This is a genomic window from Pseudobutyrivibrio sp. LB2011 (assembly GCF_000701765.1).
Classification (GTDB): domain Bacteria; phylum Bacillota; class Clostridia; order Lachnospirales; family Lachnospiraceae; genus Pseudobutyrivibrio; species Pseudobutyrivibrio ruminis.
Window position 1 is genome coordinate 84,506 of the sequence record NZ_JNJS01000003.1, and the last position, 18,071, is coordinate 102,576.

The 18,071-nt window shown below is 39.0% G+C and carries 15 protein-coding genes; 1 reads left to right on the forward strand and 14 read right to left on the reverse strand.

Translation table 11 applies throughout. From position 1 onward, the window contains the following. Positions 1-67: 67 nt before the first annotated feature. The 6 genes from T375_RS06240 to T375_RS06265 form a co-directional block, all read right to left on the reverse strand. On the reverse strand, positions 68-1,486 hold the full coding sequence (locus tag T375_RS06240; protein WP_044936356.1) for an amino acid permease: 1,419 nt from the start codon (positions 1,484-1,486) through the stop codon (positions 68-70). A 147-nt stretch (positions 1,487-1,633) separates the two neighbouring features. Continuing rightward, the gene (locus tag T375_RS06245; RefSeq protein WP_044936358.1) at positions 1,634-3,199 is read right to left on the reverse strand and encodes an ABC-F family ATP-binding cassette domain-containing protein; all 1,566 of its coding nucleotides are present in this window, start codon (positions 3,197-3,199) and stop codon (positions 1,634-1,636) included. Between the two features lie 17 nt (positions 3,200-3,216). Next, positions 3,217-5,160 (reverse strand): ATP-dependent helicase, encoded by a 1,944-nt coding sequence (locus T375_RS06250; protein WP_081821990.1) that lies wholly within the window; start codon positions 5,158-5,160, stop codon positions 3,217-3,219. Between the two features lies 1 nt (position 5,161). After that, positions 5,162-5,881, reverse strand: a complete 720-nt coding sequence (locus tag T375_RS06255; protein ID WP_044936360.1) for a LiaF transmembrane domain-containing protein — start codon at positions 5,879-5,881, stop codon at positions 5,162-5,164. Continuing rightward, positions 5,878-6,339 (reverse strand): LytTR family DNA-binding domain-containing protein, encoded by a 462-nt coding sequence (locus T375_RS06260; protein ID WP_044936362.1) that lies wholly within the window; start codon positions 6,337-6,339, stop codon positions 5,878-5,880. Before T375_RS06260 ends, T375_RS06255 begins: the two co-directional genes overlap by 4 nt. Positions 6,340-6,431: 92 nt before the next feature. Then, positions 6,432-7,262, reverse strand: a complete 831-nt coding sequence (locus T375_RS06265; RefSeq protein ID WP_049960321.1) for a hypothetical protein — start codon at positions 7,260-7,262, stop codon at positions 6,432-6,434. Between the two features lie 217 nt (positions 7,263-7,479). Between T375_RS06265 and sstT the strand changes: the two genes are divergently transcribed. Further along, a complete protein-coding gene (gene sstT / locus T375_RS06270; RefSeq protein WP_044936364.1) occupies positions 7,480-8,733 on the forward strand; it encodes a serine/threonine transporter SstT in 1,254 nt (417 codons plus the stop codon). Between the two features lie 53 nt (positions 8,734-8,786). Here the strand turns inward: sstT and T375_RS06275 are convergent, their stop codons facing one another. The 8 genes from T375_RS06275 to rpsL form a co-directional block, all read right to left on the reverse strand. Beyond that, positions 8,787-9,677 carry a hypothetical protein gene (locus T375_RS06275; protein ID WP_044936366.1) on the reverse strand — a complete coding sequence of 297 codons (891 nt, stop codon included), beginning with the start codon at positions 9,675-9,677 and terminating at the stop codon, positions 8,787-8,789. Between the two features lie 44 nt (positions 9,678-9,721). Next, positions 9,722-10,213, reverse strand: a complete 492-nt coding sequence (locus T375_RS06280) for a GNAT family N-acetyltransferase (RefSeq protein ID WP_044936369.1) — start codon at positions 10,211-10,213, stop codon at positions 9,722-9,724. A 141-nt stretch (positions 10,214-10,354) separates the two neighbouring features. Beyond that, a complete protein-coding gene (locus tag T375_RS06285) occupies positions 10,355-11,338 on the reverse strand; it encodes a sugar ABC transporter substrate-binding protein (RefSeq protein WP_044936371.1) in 984 nt (327 codons plus the stop codon). Positions 11,339-11,352: 14 nt separating this feature from the next. After that, positions 11,353-13,344 carry a methyl-accepting chemotaxis protein gene (locus T375_RS06290; RefSeq protein ID WP_044936373.1) on the reverse strand — a complete coding sequence of 664 codons (1,992 nt, stop codon included), beginning with the start codon at positions 13,342-13,344 and terminating at the stop codon, positions 11,353-11,355. 212 nt (positions 13,345-13,556) lie between these two features. Continuing rightward, positions 13,557-14,744 (reverse strand): elongation factor Tu, encoded by a 1,188-nt coding sequence (gene tuf, locus T375_RS06295; protein ID WP_015548549.1) that lies wholly within the window; start codon positions 14,742-14,744, stop codon positions 13,557-13,559. A gap of 108 nt (positions 14,745-14,852) precedes the next feature. Continuing rightward, complete coding sequence (fusA, locus tag T375_RS06300; protein ID WP_044936376.1) at positions 14,853-16,970, reverse strand: elongation factor G; 2,118 nt, start codon at positions 16,968-16,970, stop codon at positions 14,853-14,855. Between the two features lie 15 nt (positions 16,971-16,985). Continuing rightward, positions 16,986-17,456 carry a 30S ribosomal protein S7 gene (gene rpsG / locus T375_RS06305; protein WP_033152875.1) on the reverse strand — a complete coding sequence of 157 codons (471 nt, stop codon included), beginning with the start codon at positions 17,454-17,456 and terminating at the stop codon, positions 16,986-16,988. Positions 17,457-17,605: 149 nt separating this feature from the next. Next, a complete protein-coding gene (rpsL, locus tag T375_RS06310) occupies positions 17,606-18,025 on the reverse strand; it encodes a 30S ribosomal protein S12 (RefSeq protein WP_028234583.1) in 420 nt (139 codons plus the stop codon). Between the last annotated feature and the right edge of the window lie 46 nt (positions 18,026-18,071).

The window sequence follows — 18,071 nt, forward strand, 5'->3', positions numbered from 1 at the left end:
TTAAAAATTTATTAATAAAGGGCTACTGAGAAACATTCTCAGTAGCCCTACATTTTTCATTAACTAATTAATTGTTCGCTTTTTCCTTTTTAGCAATCATTGGTAAGATTACGCCAAGTGCTGCAAGCACGATTGGTGTAAGGATGTTAAGGAATGTGTTGAATAAATCTCCCTCAACATACATACCAAGTAAGCAGCTAGCTGCTGTTACAAAGAAGCACCAGCATCCAGCAAAGATTGCAACGCCCTGATTCTTAACAAACTTGTACTCAGGATTGAATTTCTCACCAGCCTTACGGAGCATGATGTATGCGAAGAATACCCAAAGGTAACGAAGTGGCATACATACTGAGTTAAGCTTTGTAAGCTGCTTAAGAACTACTGCTGCACCAGGAACGAATGACTGGATAAGGATGATAGCACCTGAAAGAACTGCAACCATCTTGATACCATTTACATAAGCGCCTGCATCGTTCTTCTTGAGAAGCTTAGATGGGATGAACTCTCTAGCATCCTCATTGTCAAGAAGCATACGAAGTGGAGCATCAATTGAAATAACAAGTGTTGAAAGCTGCCCGATAGCATTGCAAAGTGCATATATAATCATGATTGAATTTCCAACATGATAGTACTGACCAAGCTTCTGGAATGCCCAGTATGAACCGTTTGAATTGTATGCATCAAAGTTTGCATTGATTTCAGCTGGATCAAACATCATTCCCATAGCGATAGTACCAAGAATAGCACATACCATAACCATGACAGCAAGTGTAATCATTGCCTTAGGGAATCCCTTTGAAGGGTTTTCTACCTTGTTAACATATGGGGAAATCTTCTCACATCCACCTACTGCAAATACAAGGATTGAAAGTGATGTGAAGTACTTAACATTAAACTGTGGAATAAGTGTCTGTCTTGTAAATTCCATTGATACATAATCAGCATGAGGATTGATTGCAGGTGCTGCAAACATCATGATGATGTAAAGAATTGACATAACAAACATTGATGTACCTGCGATTGTAGCAAGCTTCTTAAGTGGATTAAGACCACGAGATGCTACATAGCAGAATAAAATCAAAATAGCGAATGTAACAAGCTGAACTGCAAGAGTTGGGAAGCTATCATAAGTTTCACCATTTCTGAAGATTGCCCAGCTAAGAGCCTTTAAGCCACCTGATGACTTAGAAGCAATGTAAGTGATGTGGCATGCCCAGTATGTCCAACCTGCATAGTAAGCTGCCTTTGCACCAGTTGTTCCGAAAATCCATGAGCTGACACCTCCGCCTGATGTCTTGAATGCTGAACCAAGCTCACCTACCATAAGTGCGTATGGCACGAAGTAGAGTGCAAACATAAGAATCCAGCTAAAGATGCTCTGGATGCCGTTAAAGTAGATAAATCCGTTTAAAACGTTTCCGAATCCCCATACAGTAGAAAACGCCATAAACGCAAGTGTGGACCACTTGATTTTTTTTGAATCCATTAATTAAATGTCCTCCCTTTTTTCTTTATCGGTTTAAAGCGAATATCAGTATTATACAGCATCTCTTTAAAGAATTAAATCAAGAATTAAATATTCAGACAATTCGCTTTAGCGCTTTAAACGGCTCATCTATTTATTAAATTGTAATTATATAGTTTTTGTAGTCCACTGACTGCAATCCCAAACGTCAGTGGCAAGTCCCTCGTAAAACTCTGGCTCATGGCAAACCATAAGGATACTTCCGTTGTATTCCTTAAGGGCACGCTTTAATTCATCCTTTGCATCTACATCCAAATGGTTTGTAGGCTCGTCCAAAAGGAGAAGATTTGTCTCGCGATTTAAAAGCTTGCAAAGACGAACCTTTGCCTGCTCTCCTCCGGAAAGCACTCTACAAAGACTTTCAATGTGCTTTGTTGTAAGACCACATTTTGCAAGTGCCGAACGAACTTCATTTTGATTATATGATGGGAATTCGTTCCAGATTTCCTCTATGCATGTTGTGGAAATGTGCTGATCCATCTCCTGCTCAAAATATCCAATCTCCAAAAACTCTCCCTGATAAACTGTTCCAGAAAGAGGTGGAATCAGCCCAAGAATACTTTTTAACAGAGTGGTTTTTCCTATACCATTTGCACCGGTAAGTACAATCTTTTGCTTACGCTGCATTTCCAGATTGAGAGGCTTTGAAAGTGGTTCATTTTTGTCGTAACCAATAATCAAATCCTTTGTAGAGAAGATTACACGGCTTGGTGTTCTTGCCTCTTTAAAATAAAACTCTGGCTTGGGCTTTTCAGCTGCAAGCTCAATGACATCCATCTTATCAAGCTTCTTCTGACGGGACATAGCCATATTTCTTGTGGCAACATTTGCTTTATTTCTTGCAACGAAATCCTTAAGCTCTGCTATTTCCTTTTGCTGACGGTTGTAAGCAGCCTGAAGCTGACTCTGCTTCATAGCATATACTTCCTGGAATTTATCGTAATCACCAACATAACGGTTAAGCTGCTTATTATCCATATGATAAATAAGATTGATTACTGAATTAAGGAATGGCACATCATGGGAGATAAGAATAAATGCATTCTCGTAGTCATTCAAATATCTCTTAAGCCATTCAATGTGCTCCACATCTAAATAGTTTGTAGGCTCGTCCAGAAGAAGGATATCTGGCTTCTCCAAGAGAAGCTTTGCCATAAGCACCTTTGTACGCTGTCCACCTGAAAGCTCCGTAACATCTTTATCAAGACCTAGCTCCAACACTCCAAGGGCTCTTGCAACCTCTTCAACCTTTGAATCGATCATGTAAAAGTCATGCATAGTAAGAAGGTCCGCAATGGTTCCTGCCTCTTCCATGCGCTTATTCATCTCGTCATCGTCTGTGACCTCACCAAGACTAGCGTAGATATCATTCATTTCCTGTTCCATCTCGTAGAGGAAGTCAAATGCTGAGTGAAGCACGCTGCCAATTGTCATGCCCTTTTCAAGCACTGTGTGCTGGTCCAAATATCCAACACGAACCTTTTTAGACCATTCGATTTTTCCCTCGTCTGGCTGAAGCTTTCCTGTGATGATGTTCATGAATGTAGACTTACCTTCACCGTTTGCACCAACAAGACCGATATGCTCGCCCTTCAATAATCTAAATGAAACATCTTCAAAAATGGCTCTATCTCCAAAACCATGGGATAAGTGTTCAACGTTTAAAATACTCATATATTACCTTTCTATCTCTAACTCTGCTTACGCATTCTACTTAAATATGATGAGGCGGCTGCCGCATAAGAACCGGCTGGCGCTTTTACTTCTGCCTTTATTGTTTCTTCTTTTTGTGGCCTCAGCTCATTTATAAATACTGATTGCTTATCAGTGTATTTGAAGATTGTGAGCTTTTCTTTTGCTCTTGTTATTCCTACATAAAAGATTCTACGCTCTTCTTCAAAGTTTTTCTTGTCTTGATCTGTTGCCCTTGAATTAGCCCTAATGACCTTATTAGGGAAAACTCCATTTATTGCATCTATTAGAATAACATTCTCATACTCCAAACCTTTGCTGGAATGAATAGTTGAAAGAATGAATTTGGCGCCTGGTTTATATTGCTTTTCCTGAAGAATCATTCTGAGCTCATTCAGTCTATTTAGGAATGATGGAATATCCTTTTCCTGCTTTGCTATCATCTTTAAAATAAAGACTTTGTTGTTATCTATGTTGTTGGAAACGAGATATTCCCCGTAGCCCATAAACTTTTCGATTCGATTTATGGCCTTATATGGGTTCTCACTGGCCATGTTCTTAAAATGAGTTCTAAGGGATCTGCAATTTCCAAGCACATGTCCATTAAGATTTAGAAGCTCTGCTGCATCTAGTATTCCTGAATGATTTCTCTCTGCAAGCTGACACATTTCAATTGCATCTTTCTTACTAAGGTAAGTCTGGAATTTGAAATATATCTTCATAAATATTTCTTCATCCATAGGAACAAATGCAAACCTGAGCATGTTTACTATATCTATCACCACTCGATTTGTGAAGAAGGCCATATCCGCATTTTTTATGTTGTATGGAACACATTCTCTTTCCAACAAATCTACAAGTGGTAAAACACTTTCATTATCTCTATATAAAACAGCTGTCTTTCGATTTATTTCTTTCGCTAAGCCCAGTAAATAAGAATACTGCTTCTCACGTCCAAGCTTTACGAACTCAATATCCGTTGATGCCGCTTTAGTTGCACAGATGTGCTTTTTATGTCTGTCTTTATTGTGCTGGATGAAAATATCCGCCGCCTCTACAATCCTTGCGTTAGAACGATAATTTTTATCCATCACAAGCACCTTCGCTCCTGGATGCTCATTTTCAAAGTTAAGAAGTGCATCAGGATATGCCGCTCTAAAGCCATAGATACTTTGGTCCTCATCTCCTACCATAAAAAGATTGCCCTTTGCACCTGCCAAAAGTGCAATAATCATATGCTGAATTTTTGATGTATCCTGAGCTTCGTCTACACAAATGTATTTGTAGATTTCCTGAAAATGATTAAGTACTACTGGCGAGCTCTTAAGCATTCTATATGCGTACATCATCTGGTCATCATAATCCATCATGTTGCGCTGCTTAAGCTCATTATTGTAGGTCTTGTAAATCTTTATTAAATCGATGCCCTCATCCTTGCCAAGCTTCTTAATCTCCTCATCAGAAAGGTACATATTTTTACAATATGTGATTAGAGTTCTGACGCCCTTTATATCACTATCTGTTGGGTATTCTCCTACAACATTTACATATATATTTGTCAGAAGCTGTCCTGTGAACTTTTCATCGGTACATAATTCAAATGGATCTTTTCCGATCATTCGACCATAATATGCAATTATCTTTGCACATATACCATTGATTGTTCTAAACTCCAGCCTATCAGCAAGCTCTGGCCCGAATATACTTATAAATCTTTCAGACATATCCTTTGTGGCTGCCACCGTGTAAGTAAGTGTTAAGATATTTTCCGGTGCAATGTTCTTGCAATAAATCATATACCCCAGTCTGTTTACCAAAACTGTGGTTTTACCACTTCCTGGCACAGCAAGAAGCAGCACAGGCCCTTCTACGGTCTGCACTGCTTCTAATTGTGCAGGATTTAATTGTTTTGTATATCTATCTAAAAACTCTTTTTCTGTCATATTACTCAAAATAAAAATCTATTGTTCCCATGCCATTGTCTACATTGGCTGTAACAAGTGGCAATGATGTATCATTAGAACATTCTCCATGCATATTAATCTTGCCCATGCCATTATCACAATTGAAACTTACTCTAAAGTCCTTTGGCATGTATATTGTAAGAGCGCCTAAGCCATTATCGATATTAAGTATTGCTCCTTCTGGATCAATTGTACAGTTATTGAGATATACTGTGAGCTGTCCAAGAGCATTGTCAATATTACCGCATTTAAGATTTTGAACATTTACATACTGACTCTTTGACCCCATATTGTTATCCAGATCAAATGTGCCGTCGCCTTCTGAATATTCATCACTCATAGAACCATCTACGGCTTCATGGCACTTATCTTTAATAACACTAATCTTTGGCTTTTTATCGAATATCAAAGAAAAACCGATACCAATCAAAACAAATGCTAAAATAATGACAATATAACTAACATTTTCAAGGCCAAGCTCTTTTTGGAATAAACATGCTGCTATACCCATTGGGAAGAATACACCAAAGAAGCTTTTTTCCATGAGTGCTTCGATAACAACTAGTGCAAGTATAATGCACATTCCTATTTTAACCAGTGGAAACGCTGTAAACGCCCCTGTTTTGCTAAGTAATAAACAAACAGCAAATGCAATTATTGCAAGACCTCTTGCTATAGCTTTAATTCTATAATCTTTCATCTTTTTATCCTCTTTTCATCCATGATTTCTAACAGTGCTTTAATGTAGTTTCTTGATGCATAAGCTTTTTTAGTGGCATTTCTAAATGAAATCTCACTTGCTCCGGTGATATTCTTTTTAATTGATGAAATCAACTCCGTATTTACGATAGTTGATTTAGACACCCTTAAAAAATATCTCGGGAGCATTTCTTCAAGCTCATATAGTTTTTGTCTAATCCTGTAGATGGATTTCCCCGTGTGGATTGATATGTAGTTGCCATCAGCCTCCATGAATAATATTGTTTTGACTTCCACATAATACTCCGTGTCATCAATATAGGCTGATATTTTCTGTCCCCCAGTCTGCTTGTTTGACAACAGTCGCTGCAGCTCTAATATCTCATCTGTTATCTCACGGCAGTGAATGGTTATCATATCCTGCTGTAAAGAATCATCTACGTCAATATTTATCTTCATAATTATTGGCGCCTCCTATGGTTTATATTCTACATATCTGATACTTCAAAACAACAATTTGGGATAAGAGGTGAAATATTATTTATGACGAGTTAAAAATCTTCGAGATCTGTAACCTCATCAACAAATATCTCATTATTTTCGATTGGTTTCTTTTTAGTTTTCTTTGGTTTTCTTTTGCTAAAATAAGCCTCTACCACGAAGTGCAAAATAAAGATTGCAACTATAATGTATAGGTGGCAGAAGAAGATATTTGTAATAACTCCATTATGCTTTAACAAATAAGCTGATGAATATCCCCTTAGGCAAAGTAGTCCGAGGAATGTAAGTCCCATAATCATGATGGGTATATTCTTAGCCGCATCTTTTATGCAGTTCAAAAAATCTTTGAAGCTGGCATCAAAATATACAAATCGGCCTATCATCAAGGTTAAGAAATAGGTTATGAACATATCATAATTATTATCTTCATATATAAACTTAATATAGCAGAAGATGATAATCATATAGAGCATTCCTGTAAGTCGAATAGACGCCATCTCACTTTTATTAAGACGTTTCAGCTTCACCAAGACATGGTCGCAAAATGTATTCAAAAGGATTGATATTATCATGAAAACTAACAATAAATAATCCTTATAGCTAGACCAAAATACAAAAAAAGGTCCTGCGGTTACGAATCTATTGATAAGATAATAAGCGGCCATAAATCCTATAATGCTTCCACCTGAAAAAATCAGCTCGTAAAATCTTTCTGTCAGAGAGAAAAACTCATGCTGCATCTTACGAGGATTTTTGAATCGTCCCTTTGAGTATATATAAAATACAGCATAAACAACTGCTAGTAATACCAATGCTAATACTAAGAAAATAATACAATCTGGTAATGTAAAATAATGCTTTACATATTCTGCGTAACTCATAATCAGCCTCCATTATTTACAAATAACTCATATTACGTTTCAAACATTTTAAATTTTATCAAACCTCTACCTATTTTTAAATGTTACTTATTGTTAGAAATAATTCAATTTATGCTTTATTTTTTTATGCTCTATTTACTTTAACGAGTTAAAGCGTTAAAATATCACTTAATTAATGCCTTGGTATAAGGTAAATAAACTAATAGGGAGTTCTTATATGAAACTAGTAAAAGCGTATAATAGCGTAAGTCTTATTATTAGGATTTTATGCGGATTATTGATTGGTGCAGTCCTCGGACTACTATTTGATAATCTCCAGGTTGTTTCACTTTTAGGTACTATTTTTGTTGGCGCTTTGAAGGCTGTTGCACCTGTACTTGTATTCGTGCTTGTTGTATCTGCCCTCGCTCAGGGAAATGACAAGCTTGATAGAAGATTTGGGCTTGTTATCATCCTTTACATGGCCAGCACATTTTTAGCATCAGTGGTTGCTGTTGTCGGAAGCTATGTATTCCCACAGACAATCATGCTCAGTGAAGCTGCAGAAGCAGAAACTGTACCTACAGGTGTAGGTGAGGTTCTTTCAAATCTTCTCGTAAACATGGTTGGCAATCCTATCGGCGCTATTGTAGATGGTCGTTATATCGGTATCCTTTTCTGGGCTGTTGTTCTTGGCCTTGCCTCTAAGAGAGTTGCCAGTGACAACACAAAGAAGGTGATGGAAGATTTTGCAAACATCGTTTCACTTGCTGTTAAATGGATTATCAATCTTGCTCCATTTGGTATCATGGGACTTGTTTATTCAAATGTTTCAACAAATGGACTTGCAATCTTTACTGACTACGGAAAGCTGTTAGCTCTTTTAGTTGGATGCATGCTTGTTGTTGCACTTGTAATTGATCCACTTCTTGCTGCTATCGTACTTCGCACAAATCCTTATCCACTTGTATTCAGATGCCTTAAGGAATCAGGTGTGACTGCTTTCTTTACTAGAAGCTCAGCTGCAAACATTCCTGTAAATATGGAGCTTTGCGAAGCACTTGGCATGGACAAAGAAATGTATGCTGTATCAATTCCTCTTGGCGCTACAATCAACATGGACGGTGCAGCTATCACTATCGCTGTTATGTCCCTTGCTGCTGCCAATACTGTTGGTATCCACGTATCATTTGCAACAGCTCTTATCCTTGCATTCATTGCTACTCTTGCAGCTTGCGGTGCCTCTGGTGTTGCTGGTGGTTCATTACTCCTTATCCCAATGGCATGCTCATTGTTCGGAGTTAACGCAGATGTAGCTATGCAGGTTGTTGCTGTTGGCTTCATCATCGGTGTAGTTCAGGATTCTGTTGAAACTGCTCTTAACTCTTCAGGCGATGTAATGTTTGCCGCTACTGCAGAATACTCACAGTGGAAGCGTGATGGTAAATCTCTTCCAACATTCCTTGGTGGAACTACTAAAGTTGATATCTAATTCTGTCTAGATATATTAAAAGCTCACCCCTTTATGAGGTGAGCTTTTTGCTTTTAAAATAAATCTAACGAACTGTCTAAATAGATTTCTTCTCTTACTATAAGCTGATATTCTGGCTTAACCATATAGTACAATATGAATTCCAAAACTATTGCACTTCCAAGGCTTCGGCCTTCTATTTTATAATTTGAAAATCCCATCGGCATATATGTGTTTTGGATATCCTCAATACTAATAAAGCCTGGATTTTTCATGGCATCTGAGAATCGATAGCCTCTTTTTGCCTGAGGAGATTGGCATATGTGATCCTCGCAATCCTCCCCAAGACTTTTTCTGCTAACATTTTCATAGCATTCTTTTCTATCTGTGCAGCCAAATGAACAGCATTCATTGCACAGAAATTCCACTTTATCTTTCTGATTTGTGGATAACAGCCCCAGTTTTTCAAAGGACTTGTTCAAACGAAAGTCCGGAACTACATATTTGAAATCTTCTCTATCAAGTTCTGCCTCTAAGTCTTTAAAATCTGTAAGGACCTTTGTGGTTGATGACACAAAGTAATACTCTGGATAGTTTTGCTTTATGTAATCCATAAGTAAGTCTGAGTATATGATAATACCATTTTGGGTACCAGTTTTTTCAAATAACTCACACAGCCTGTTGCATCGCTTGTCATCTAGGTGCTCTTCTCTGATTAGTGAATTACTAAATGTAAGTCTAGCGGATATGTGGTATTCTCTCAGTAACTTGATTACATCAGTGGCCTGTTCGTCTCCAAATCCAACGCGGCCACCGCCCCACAGACAATCTGCAGGAGCACCGTAGATTGAGCCTATTTCACACCAATCATAAAAATACTCTCTATGATTTTTGAAGAGTGGTAAAAGAACCTTGTAGAATTCATAAAACTCAAACAAGCCTGGTAAATGATAATATGCTTTCATTCTTGCTCCTAACAATTTTTTTCTATGGCAATTATAGCATTTATTTAGCTTATTCTTGTGAAGTATTGTGTATCATCTTCATGATGAATATACGCTCCGTTTGCAAGCTGTGCTTTAAGACTTGGTGTGTTGTCTTTGTTTACTGATAAATAAACCTCTTGTATATCCTTTTTTCTAGCTTCCTCAAGGGCTAGTTTTAATCCCTTTGTAGCATATCCCTTGCCTCTATAAGCTCTTCCTACGCCATAACCAATGTGGCCTGAGCCTTCCCTAAGAGCATCGTTCAAACAATGTCTAAGGTTAAAGATTGCCACATACTTATCCTCATCCTCTAAAACAAATGTAGTATCTGGCACAAATCCTTCAGGAAGATTCTTTCCCATGGACCAGTCTCTTTTTATCTCTATCCATTCAAGGAATTTGTCATAATCGTAGCCATATACCGGATTCAAGAAGCCATTCTCATCTGCCTCAAATGTCATAAACAACTCGTAAGACTTTTTGTAGTCTGAATCCTGTACTCTAATTAGTTCCATAAGTGTATCCTCCTGTTGTAAATATTGTTTTGTCATATCAAATGATATGAAATAAAGGTGTCCGCCTTATTAGCAGACACCTTTACTATTTTGTGGAAGTATACATCTATATCCTTGAACAGTCAAGCTTTTTCTTAATATTTATAGATAGTCTTTTGCATTCGATGCATCAACACTTTCAAATGGAACCCAAAGATGTAATTTATCGCTTGAAATTGTATCAAAATCACTTATGGATCCGCCATTTGCAAGTTCTATTGCCGCCTTTGCTGCCTCAGCTCCCTGTGGTGCTGCTGGCTGATATACTGTGAATACCATCTCTCCGTCTATAATAGCCTGGCAACCGTCTTGTGTTGCATCGACACCTAAAATTGGCATATCACTAAGATTAATATTATTATCCTGGCACGCTTGGATTGCACCTCTTGCCATGGCATCATTATTGCAAACTATTATGTCAAATTGTATGCCTTTGCTTACTGCAAAGTTTACATATTGTCTTGCAGTATCTGTATCAAAATCAGCAAAGTCTTCGAATACATAGTTTATCTTTTTACCACTGGCATTAAGGCCTTCCTTTAATGTTTTAGTTCTTCCTACTGTTGCAGAATGTCCATCAAGGCCCTTCAATAATAATACATTGATTTCATCCTTTGATGAAAACATATTTAAGATATACTCTGCTTGAAGTTGTCCGGCTACACCTTCATCTGAAGCACAGTAAATATATTTATCCTCTTTTAAAGTGGCATCATCAGGTGCATTATTACAGAAGATGATAGGTAAGTCCCCAGCTGCTGCCTCTAATTGTCTAGCAGTAGTTGCATCCTCCGCTATACACATTATTGCATCATACCCATTGCTTTGGGCCGACTTTATAGATTCTATCTGCTTCTCCAGAGAATTCTCTGCATAATCACACTCTACTGTAGCACCAACGCTCGATGCATATTCCTGGGCTCCTTCAGCTAATGTATCTCTAAATGCATTTCCTTCTTCCTGTGAATATGTAAACAGTATTTTTACACCACCACCGCCAGATGAGCTGCCTTTTGAAGAAGATAATCCACAACCAGAGATGCATACTGTAACTAACAAAATTAGTGATAATATTTTCTTTCTCATCTCGATTACCTCCATTAAATCTTAAACTGGTGTACTTGTTTGTCTAATTCAACTGAGGTTGATGCTAACATCTCAGATTCCTTAGCGACCTTCTCACTGTTGCTTGTCAGCTTAGATGACTGTTTAACAATTTCTTCTGATGTAGATAGGATAATATCGGCACTTGCTGCCTGCTCCTCTGAAATTGCAGCTACATCAGTTGCTACTGCATCTACTTCACCTACTTTCTCAATCATGTCAGCAACCATTTCATTAGTCTGCTGAATGTTCTGGTAAATTAATGAGAATGTATCAACGGCATTGTTAATATATTCGCTACTCTCATCAATACTCTTAACACTTTCTTCTGCCTTCTTTTCTGCATCTTTTACTAAATTGTCAATTCCGTAAACAAGTTCTGTAATCTGCTGAACTGAATTTGTACTTGTCTGAGCTAGCTTACCAATTTCGTTTGCAACAACTGCAAATCCTTTTCCTGTTTCACCCGCTCTGGCTGCTTCAATAGATGCGTTTAATGAAAGAAGATTTGTCTCTTCCGCAATACTACCAATCAACTTAACAATTTCTGTAATTTCATTAGATGCTGTTCCTACGTCGTTAATAGCATTCTGCAAGTCATTAATTGATGAAATGATATTGCTCATTGCATCACTGACTTTTTCCATGTCCTTCTGACCCTTGTTTGCTACAGATACAGTTTCTGTCATTTGCTCGCTTACGCTTTCGCCATTTGTTCTAGTATCTGTTACAACCATTGCAAGAGTTGTTGCACTGTTGGCGATTTCATTGATTGAGCTTGCTAATCCATCTACTGTTTCGTTCAAGCCCTGCATTGATGTTTCCTGCATTTTTGAAGCATCATACATTTCTCTTGATACTGAATTACTTTCATCAGCCTGATTATTCAGGTTCACCGCAATATTTCCAATCTTGCTTATCAGACCCTGCATAGTGCCAGCGAAATCTCTGATTCCCTCAGACATTGATGTAATTTCATTATTTCCTTTGACTTCTACTTCCATTGTGAAGTCACCATTTGTCATTGTATTGATAACTCCTGAAAGCTTATTTACAGGATTAATTAAGATATGTACTGTTCTCTCGATTAATACAATCAATACAATTATTCCAACAGCTGCCAGAACTGCAAGTATTTTTCCTAATGTTCTAACATCGTTCAGAATAGTATTTGAAGGAACAAAGGAAACAAGGATCCAATCTGTACCACTTACCTCACAAAATGCTGTCATATATCCATTGATTTCTTTTGTAGATAAATCATCAGAATTAATCGAATCAGCTACACCACTATAAAACTTATCTGAGCTATAGTCTGCGATATTTGCGCCTACCTTTGCAGAATCTCTATTACTGATAATTGTTCCAGTTGTGGCTTCTACGAGAAACGTTTCAGCATTTTCCATTTCAACGTTGGAATTTACAATAACAGTTATTCTATCCAATGTTACATCAGCGCCAAGTACACTAATTCCTTCTCCAAAATTAAGCATACCTGTAGCACTTATTACATTTACGCCATCATTATTAACATATGGTTCGCCATATGCCATGTTGATTCGCGTAGAACCTTCCTTGTACCAGTTAGATTCTCTGACGTTACTTTCTGTCTTTGATGAGCCGGCACCAGTGATTAAACGGCCATCGCTTGTCCCAATATAGAATCCGTCAGCAAAAGTACTGTTATAGCCCACTGTACCATCCAATATCAGTTTTAATCTTTCCTCATCTGGAGTAGTACTTTCTATTGTGTTTTTAAAGATTTTGAAAGAATCCAAATTATCATTCATCCATGCCTCAATATCGCTTTTCTGGCTTCTAATGGATGTCTGTAATAATTCCTCAGCTTCCTTCCTTAAACTATTAGAAGAAATCTGATATGAGATTAACACTAAGCCAATCATCATAACCGCTACTATTGGAATAATAATAACTAGAAGATTAAACTTGATGGAACCTCTTCGTTTTGTTTTTTTAAGCCCTTCCATTGCACCCTCCTTCAAAATTATTCTTATATCACACTATATTTACTAATGTCATTGCATATTCCTTGATACTAGTTCTTATGATACACAAATATTATTAATTTTCTGTGTCTCTTTGGTGTAAATATGTATATTTATCAATAAAAAAAAGCCCTCCGAGGAAAAATCCTCGAAGGGCATAATTTTATAATTTGGGTTGGGCTGTTCGCTCAAAATTATTCGATGATTGTAGCAACACGACCAGAACCTACTGTTCTACCACCCTCACGGATAGCGAATGTAAGACCCTGCTCCATAGCGATTGGGTGGATGAGCTCGATTGTCATCTCTACGTTATCGCCAGGCATGCACATCTCTGTACCTGCTGGAAGCTCGCAAACACCTGTAACGTCTGTTGTTCTGAAGTAGAACTGTGGACGATAGTTGTTGAAGAATGGAGTATGACGACCACCTTCATCCTTTGTAAGAACGTAAACCTGAGCTGTAAACTTTGTGTGGCATGTTACAGTACCTGGCTTAGCAAGTACCTGTCCACGCTGGATCTGGTCACGGTTAACACCACGAAGAAGTGCACCGATGTTATCACCAGCCTGAGCCTCATCAAGAAGCTTACGGAACATCTCGATACCAGTTACAACAGTCTTCTGTGTATCTTCCTTGATACCGATGATTTCAAGTTCGTCGTTAAGGTGAAGAACACCACGCTCTACTCTACCTGTAGCAACAGTACCACGACCTGTGATTGTGAATACGTCCTCTACTGGCATAAGGAATGGCTTATCTGTCTCACGCTGTGGATCTGGGATGTAAGAATCAACAGTATCCATAAGTTCCATGATCTTGTCGCCCCACTCGCCGTTTGGATCCTCAAGAGCCTTAAGAGCTGAACCCTTAATGATTGGGCAATCATTGAAGTCATACTCCTCAAGCTGCTCTGTAACTTCCATCTCTACGAGCTCGATAAGCTCCTCATCATCAACCATATCACACTTGTTAAGGAATACAACGATGTAAGGTACACCTACCTGACGAGAAAGAAGGATGTGCTCCTTTGTCTGAGCCATAACACCGTCAGTTGCAGCAACTACAAGGATAGCGCCATCCATCTGAGCAGCACCTGTAATCATGTTCTTTACATAATCAGCATGGCCTGGGCAGTCAACGTGTGCGTAATGTCTCTTCTCTGTCTGATACTCAACGTGAGCTGTAGAAATTGTGATACCTCTTTCACGCTCTTCTGGAGCCTTATCGATGTTCTCGAAATCTACCTTAGCGTTACCAGCAACACGCTCAGCAAGTACCTTTGTGATAGCTGCTGTAAGAGTTGTTTTACCGTGATCTACGTGTCCGATAGTACCGATGTTACAATGTGGTTTGGTTCTGTCAAAATGCTCTTTTGCCATTTTTAAAAATCCTCCTTAATATACTGCCCCTATTTGGGCAAAGTTAGTTCTATACTCTCAGTATCTCGATTATATCGAAAATACTGAGAGTTTTCAACTATTTATGTTTTATTTTGCGTGGTTAGAGATGATCTGCTCCTGAACGTTCTTTGGTACTGGCTCATACTTCTCGAAGAACATTGAGTAGTTACCACGTCCCTGTGTAGATGAACGAAGCTCTGTTGAGTATCCGAACATCTCTGCAAGTGGAACAAGTGCTCTAACAATCTTGCCGCCGCCAAGGTCATCCATTGACTGGATCTGACCACGCTTTGCGTTAAGTGATCCGATTACATCACCCATGTATTCCTCAGGCATTGTTACTTCAACCTTCATGATTGGCTCAAGAAGAACTGGAGCTGCCTTAGCCATAGCTTCCTTGAAGCACATTGAACCTGCAATGTGGAATGCCATTTCTGATGAATCGACTTCATGGTAAGAACCATCGTAAACGTCTGCTTCTACACCAAGAACAGGGAATCCGCAAAGGATACCAGCCTTAGCTGCTTCCTCGATACCCTCACCAACAGATGGGATGTATTCCTTAGGAATAGCACCACCAACTACTGAAGACTTAAATCTGAATGTCTCTTCAGCGTTAGCATCCATTGGAGTAAATCTAACCTTACAATGACCGTACTGACCACGTCCACCAGACTGCTTAGCATACTTGTATTCCTGATCAACTGCCTTTGTAAATGTTTCCTTGTATGCAACCTGAGGTGCACCAACGTTAGCCTCAACCTTGAACTCTCTAAGAAGACGATCAACAATGATCTCAAGGTGAAGCTCACCCATACCAGCGATGATTGTCTGGCCTGTCTCCTGATCAGTATGCTGACGGAATGTAGGATCCTCTTCAGCAAGCTTTGCAAGAGCTTCGCCCATCTTCTGCTGTCCAGCCTTAGTCTTAGGCTCGATAGCAAGCTCGATAACTGGCTCTGGGAATTCCATAGACTCAAGGATTACTGGATGCTGCTCATCGCAGATTGTATCACCAGTTGTTGTAAACTTAAGACCTACAACAGCTGCGATATCACCAGAGTAAACCTTGTCTAACTCTGTACGCTTGTTAGCGTGCATCTGAAGAATACGACCAACACGCTCCTTCTTATCCTTTGTAGCGTTAAGGCAGTATGAACCTGAGTTCAATGTACCTGAGTATACACGGATAAATGCGAGCTTTCCAACGAATGGATCAGCCATAATCTTGAAAGCTAAAGCTGCGAATGGCTCATCATCTGATGAGTGCTTCTCAACTGGGTTACCATCTAAGTCTGTACCCTGAATAGCTGGTACGTCTGTAGGAGCTGGCATGAACTCAAGGATAGCATCAAGAAGCTTCTGAACACCCTTGTTTCTATATGCAGATCCACAGCATACTGGGATAGCCTTACATTCGCAAGTTGCCTTACGAAGTACAGCCTTAAGCTCATCGATAGAAGGCTCCTCACCCTCAAGATAAGCCATCATAAGATCATCATCTAACTCACAGATCTTCTCAACGAGTTCTGTGTGATAAAGCTCAGCATCATCAGCCATATCAGCTGGGATGTCTGTGATAGAAATATCATCACCCTTATCATCGTTATAGATGTATGCTTTCATCTCGAAAAGATCGATAATTCCCTTGAAATCATCTTCCTTACCGATTGGAAGCTGAAGAACGATAGCGTTCTTCTTAAGTCTATCACGGATCTGATCAACAGCTCCGTAGAAGTTTGCACCAAGGATATCCATCTTATTGATGAAAGCCATTCTTGGTACGTTATATGTGTCAGCCTGTCTCCAAACATTCTCTGACTGTGGCTCAACGCCACCCTTTGCACAGAAGACACCAACGGCGCCATCAAGTACACGAAGGGAACGCTCAACCTCAACAGTAAAGTCTACGTGGCCTGGTGTATCAATGATGTTGATACGGTGCTCAAGAGCACCCTTCTTAGGCTTGCAGTTTTCCTGCTCAGTCCAGTGACATGTTGTAGCAGCTGAAGTAATTGTGATACCTCTCTCAGCTTCCTGCTCCATCCAGTCCATGGTTGCAGTACCTTCGTGAGTATCACCGATCTTGTAGTTAACACCAGTATAGTAAAGAATACGCTCTGTAAGTGTAGTCTTTCCGGCATCGATATGAGCCATAATACCAATATTTCTGGTACGCTCAAGTGGATATTCTCTTCCTGCCACTGTTTGTCCCTCCTATTAGAATCTGTAATGAGCAAATGCCTTATTAGCTTCTGCCATTCTATGCATTTCTTCTTTTCTCTTAACAGCTGAACCTGTGTTTCCAGCTGCATCCATGATCTCGTTTGCAAGACGCTCTTCCATTGTCTTCTCTGTACGTGTACGTGAGAACATTGTGAGCCATCTAAGGCCAAGGGCCTGACGACGATCTGGTCTTACTTCGATAGGTACCTGATATGTAGCACCACCGATACGTCTAGCCTTTACCTCAAGTACAGGCATAACGTTGTTCATAGCTTCCTCGAAAACCTCAAGTGCAGGTCTTCCAGTCTTTTCCTCGACTTTGCCAAATGCACCATATACAATCTTCTGAGCTACACCCTTCTTACCATCAAGCATGATGTTGTTGATAAGCTTTGTAACTACTTTGCTATTGTATATAGGATCTGCCAAAACGTCTCTTTTTTGAGTATGTCCTTTTCTTGGCACGATACTTCCCTCCTTAACTAAAATTTGTTAGATCAACGGTACTCACAAATTTACTTGTGTTCATGCATTATTTATTCTATAGAGAAAAAATAACAACATTAACCAAATTTTTGTGATATACAATAAATTTCCTAAGCCTTTACGCTATTTTACTTAGCATCCTTAGGTCTCTTAGCGCCGTACTTTGAACGTCCCTGCTTGCGGTTTGCAACGCCGGCTGTATCAAGAGTACCTCTGATTACGTGATAACGTGTACCAGGTAAATCCTTAACACGACCACCACGAATCAAAACAACGCTATGCTCCTGAAGATTGTGACCTTCGCCTGGAATGTATGATGTTACTTCGATTCCGTTTGAAAGACGAACTCTGGCAATCTTACGAAGAGCTGAGTTAGGCTTCTTAGGTGTAGCTGTCTTAACAGCTGTACATACACCACGCTTCTGTGGAGAAGAAGTGTTAGTAGGCTTCTTCTTAAGAGAGTTATAACCTCTCTGAAGTGCTGGTGCTGTAGACTTCTTTACAGATGTCTGACGACCTTTTCTAACTAGCTGGTTGAATGTTGGCATTCTTTTTTACCTCCTAATTTATTTCTTTACGCAAAAATAGGCATAA

Coding starts and splice junctions, on each gene's coding strand:
- T375_RS06240 (WP_044936356.1), bottom strand. CDS start 1,486: ATGGATTCAAAAAAAATCAAGTGGTCCACACTTGCGTTTATGGCGTTT.
- T375_RS06245 (WP_044936358.1), bottom strand. CDS start 3,199: ATGAGTATTTTAAACGTTGAACACTTATCCCATGGTTTTGGAGATAGA.
- T375_RS06250 (WP_081821990.1), bottom strand. CDS start 5,160: ATGACAGAAAAAGAGTTTTTAGATAGATATACAAAACAATTAAATCCT.
- T375_RS06255 (WP_044936360.1), bottom strand. CDS start 5,881: ATGAAAGATTATAGAATTAAAGCTATAGCAAGAGGTCTTGCAATAATT.
- T375_RS06260 (WP_044936362.1), bottom strand. CDS start 6,339: ATGAAGATAAATATTGACGTAGATGATTCTTTACAGCAGGATATGATA.
- T375_RS06265 (WP_049960321.1), bottom strand. CDS start 7,262: ATGAGTTACGCAGAATATGTAAAGCATTATTTTACATTACCAGATTGT.
- sstT (WP_044936364.1), top strand. CDS start 7,480: ATGAAACTAGTAAAAGCGTATAATAGCGTAAGTCTTATTATTAGGATT.
- T375_RS06275 (WP_044936366.1), bottom strand. CDS start 9,677: ATGAAAGCATATTATCATTTACCAGGCTTGTTTGAGTTTTATGAATTC.
- T375_RS06280 (WP_044936369.1), bottom strand. CDS start 10,213: ATGGAACTAATTAGAGTACAGGATTCAGACTACAAAAAGTCTTACGAG.
- T375_RS06285 (WP_044936371.1), bottom strand. CDS start 11,338: ATGAGAAAGAAAATATTATCACTAATTTTGTTAGTTACAGTATGCATC.
- T375_RS06290 (WP_044936373.1), bottom strand. CDS start 13,344: ATGGAAGGGCTTAAAAAAACAAAACGAAGAGGTTCCATCAAGTTTAAT.
- tuf (WP_015548549.1), bottom strand. CDS start 14,744: ATGGCAAAAGAGCATTTTGACAGAACCAAACCACATTGTAACATCGGT.
- rpsL (WP_028234583.1), bottom strand. CDS start 18,025: ATGCCAACATTCAACCAGCTAGTTAGAAAAGGTCGTCAGACATCTGTA.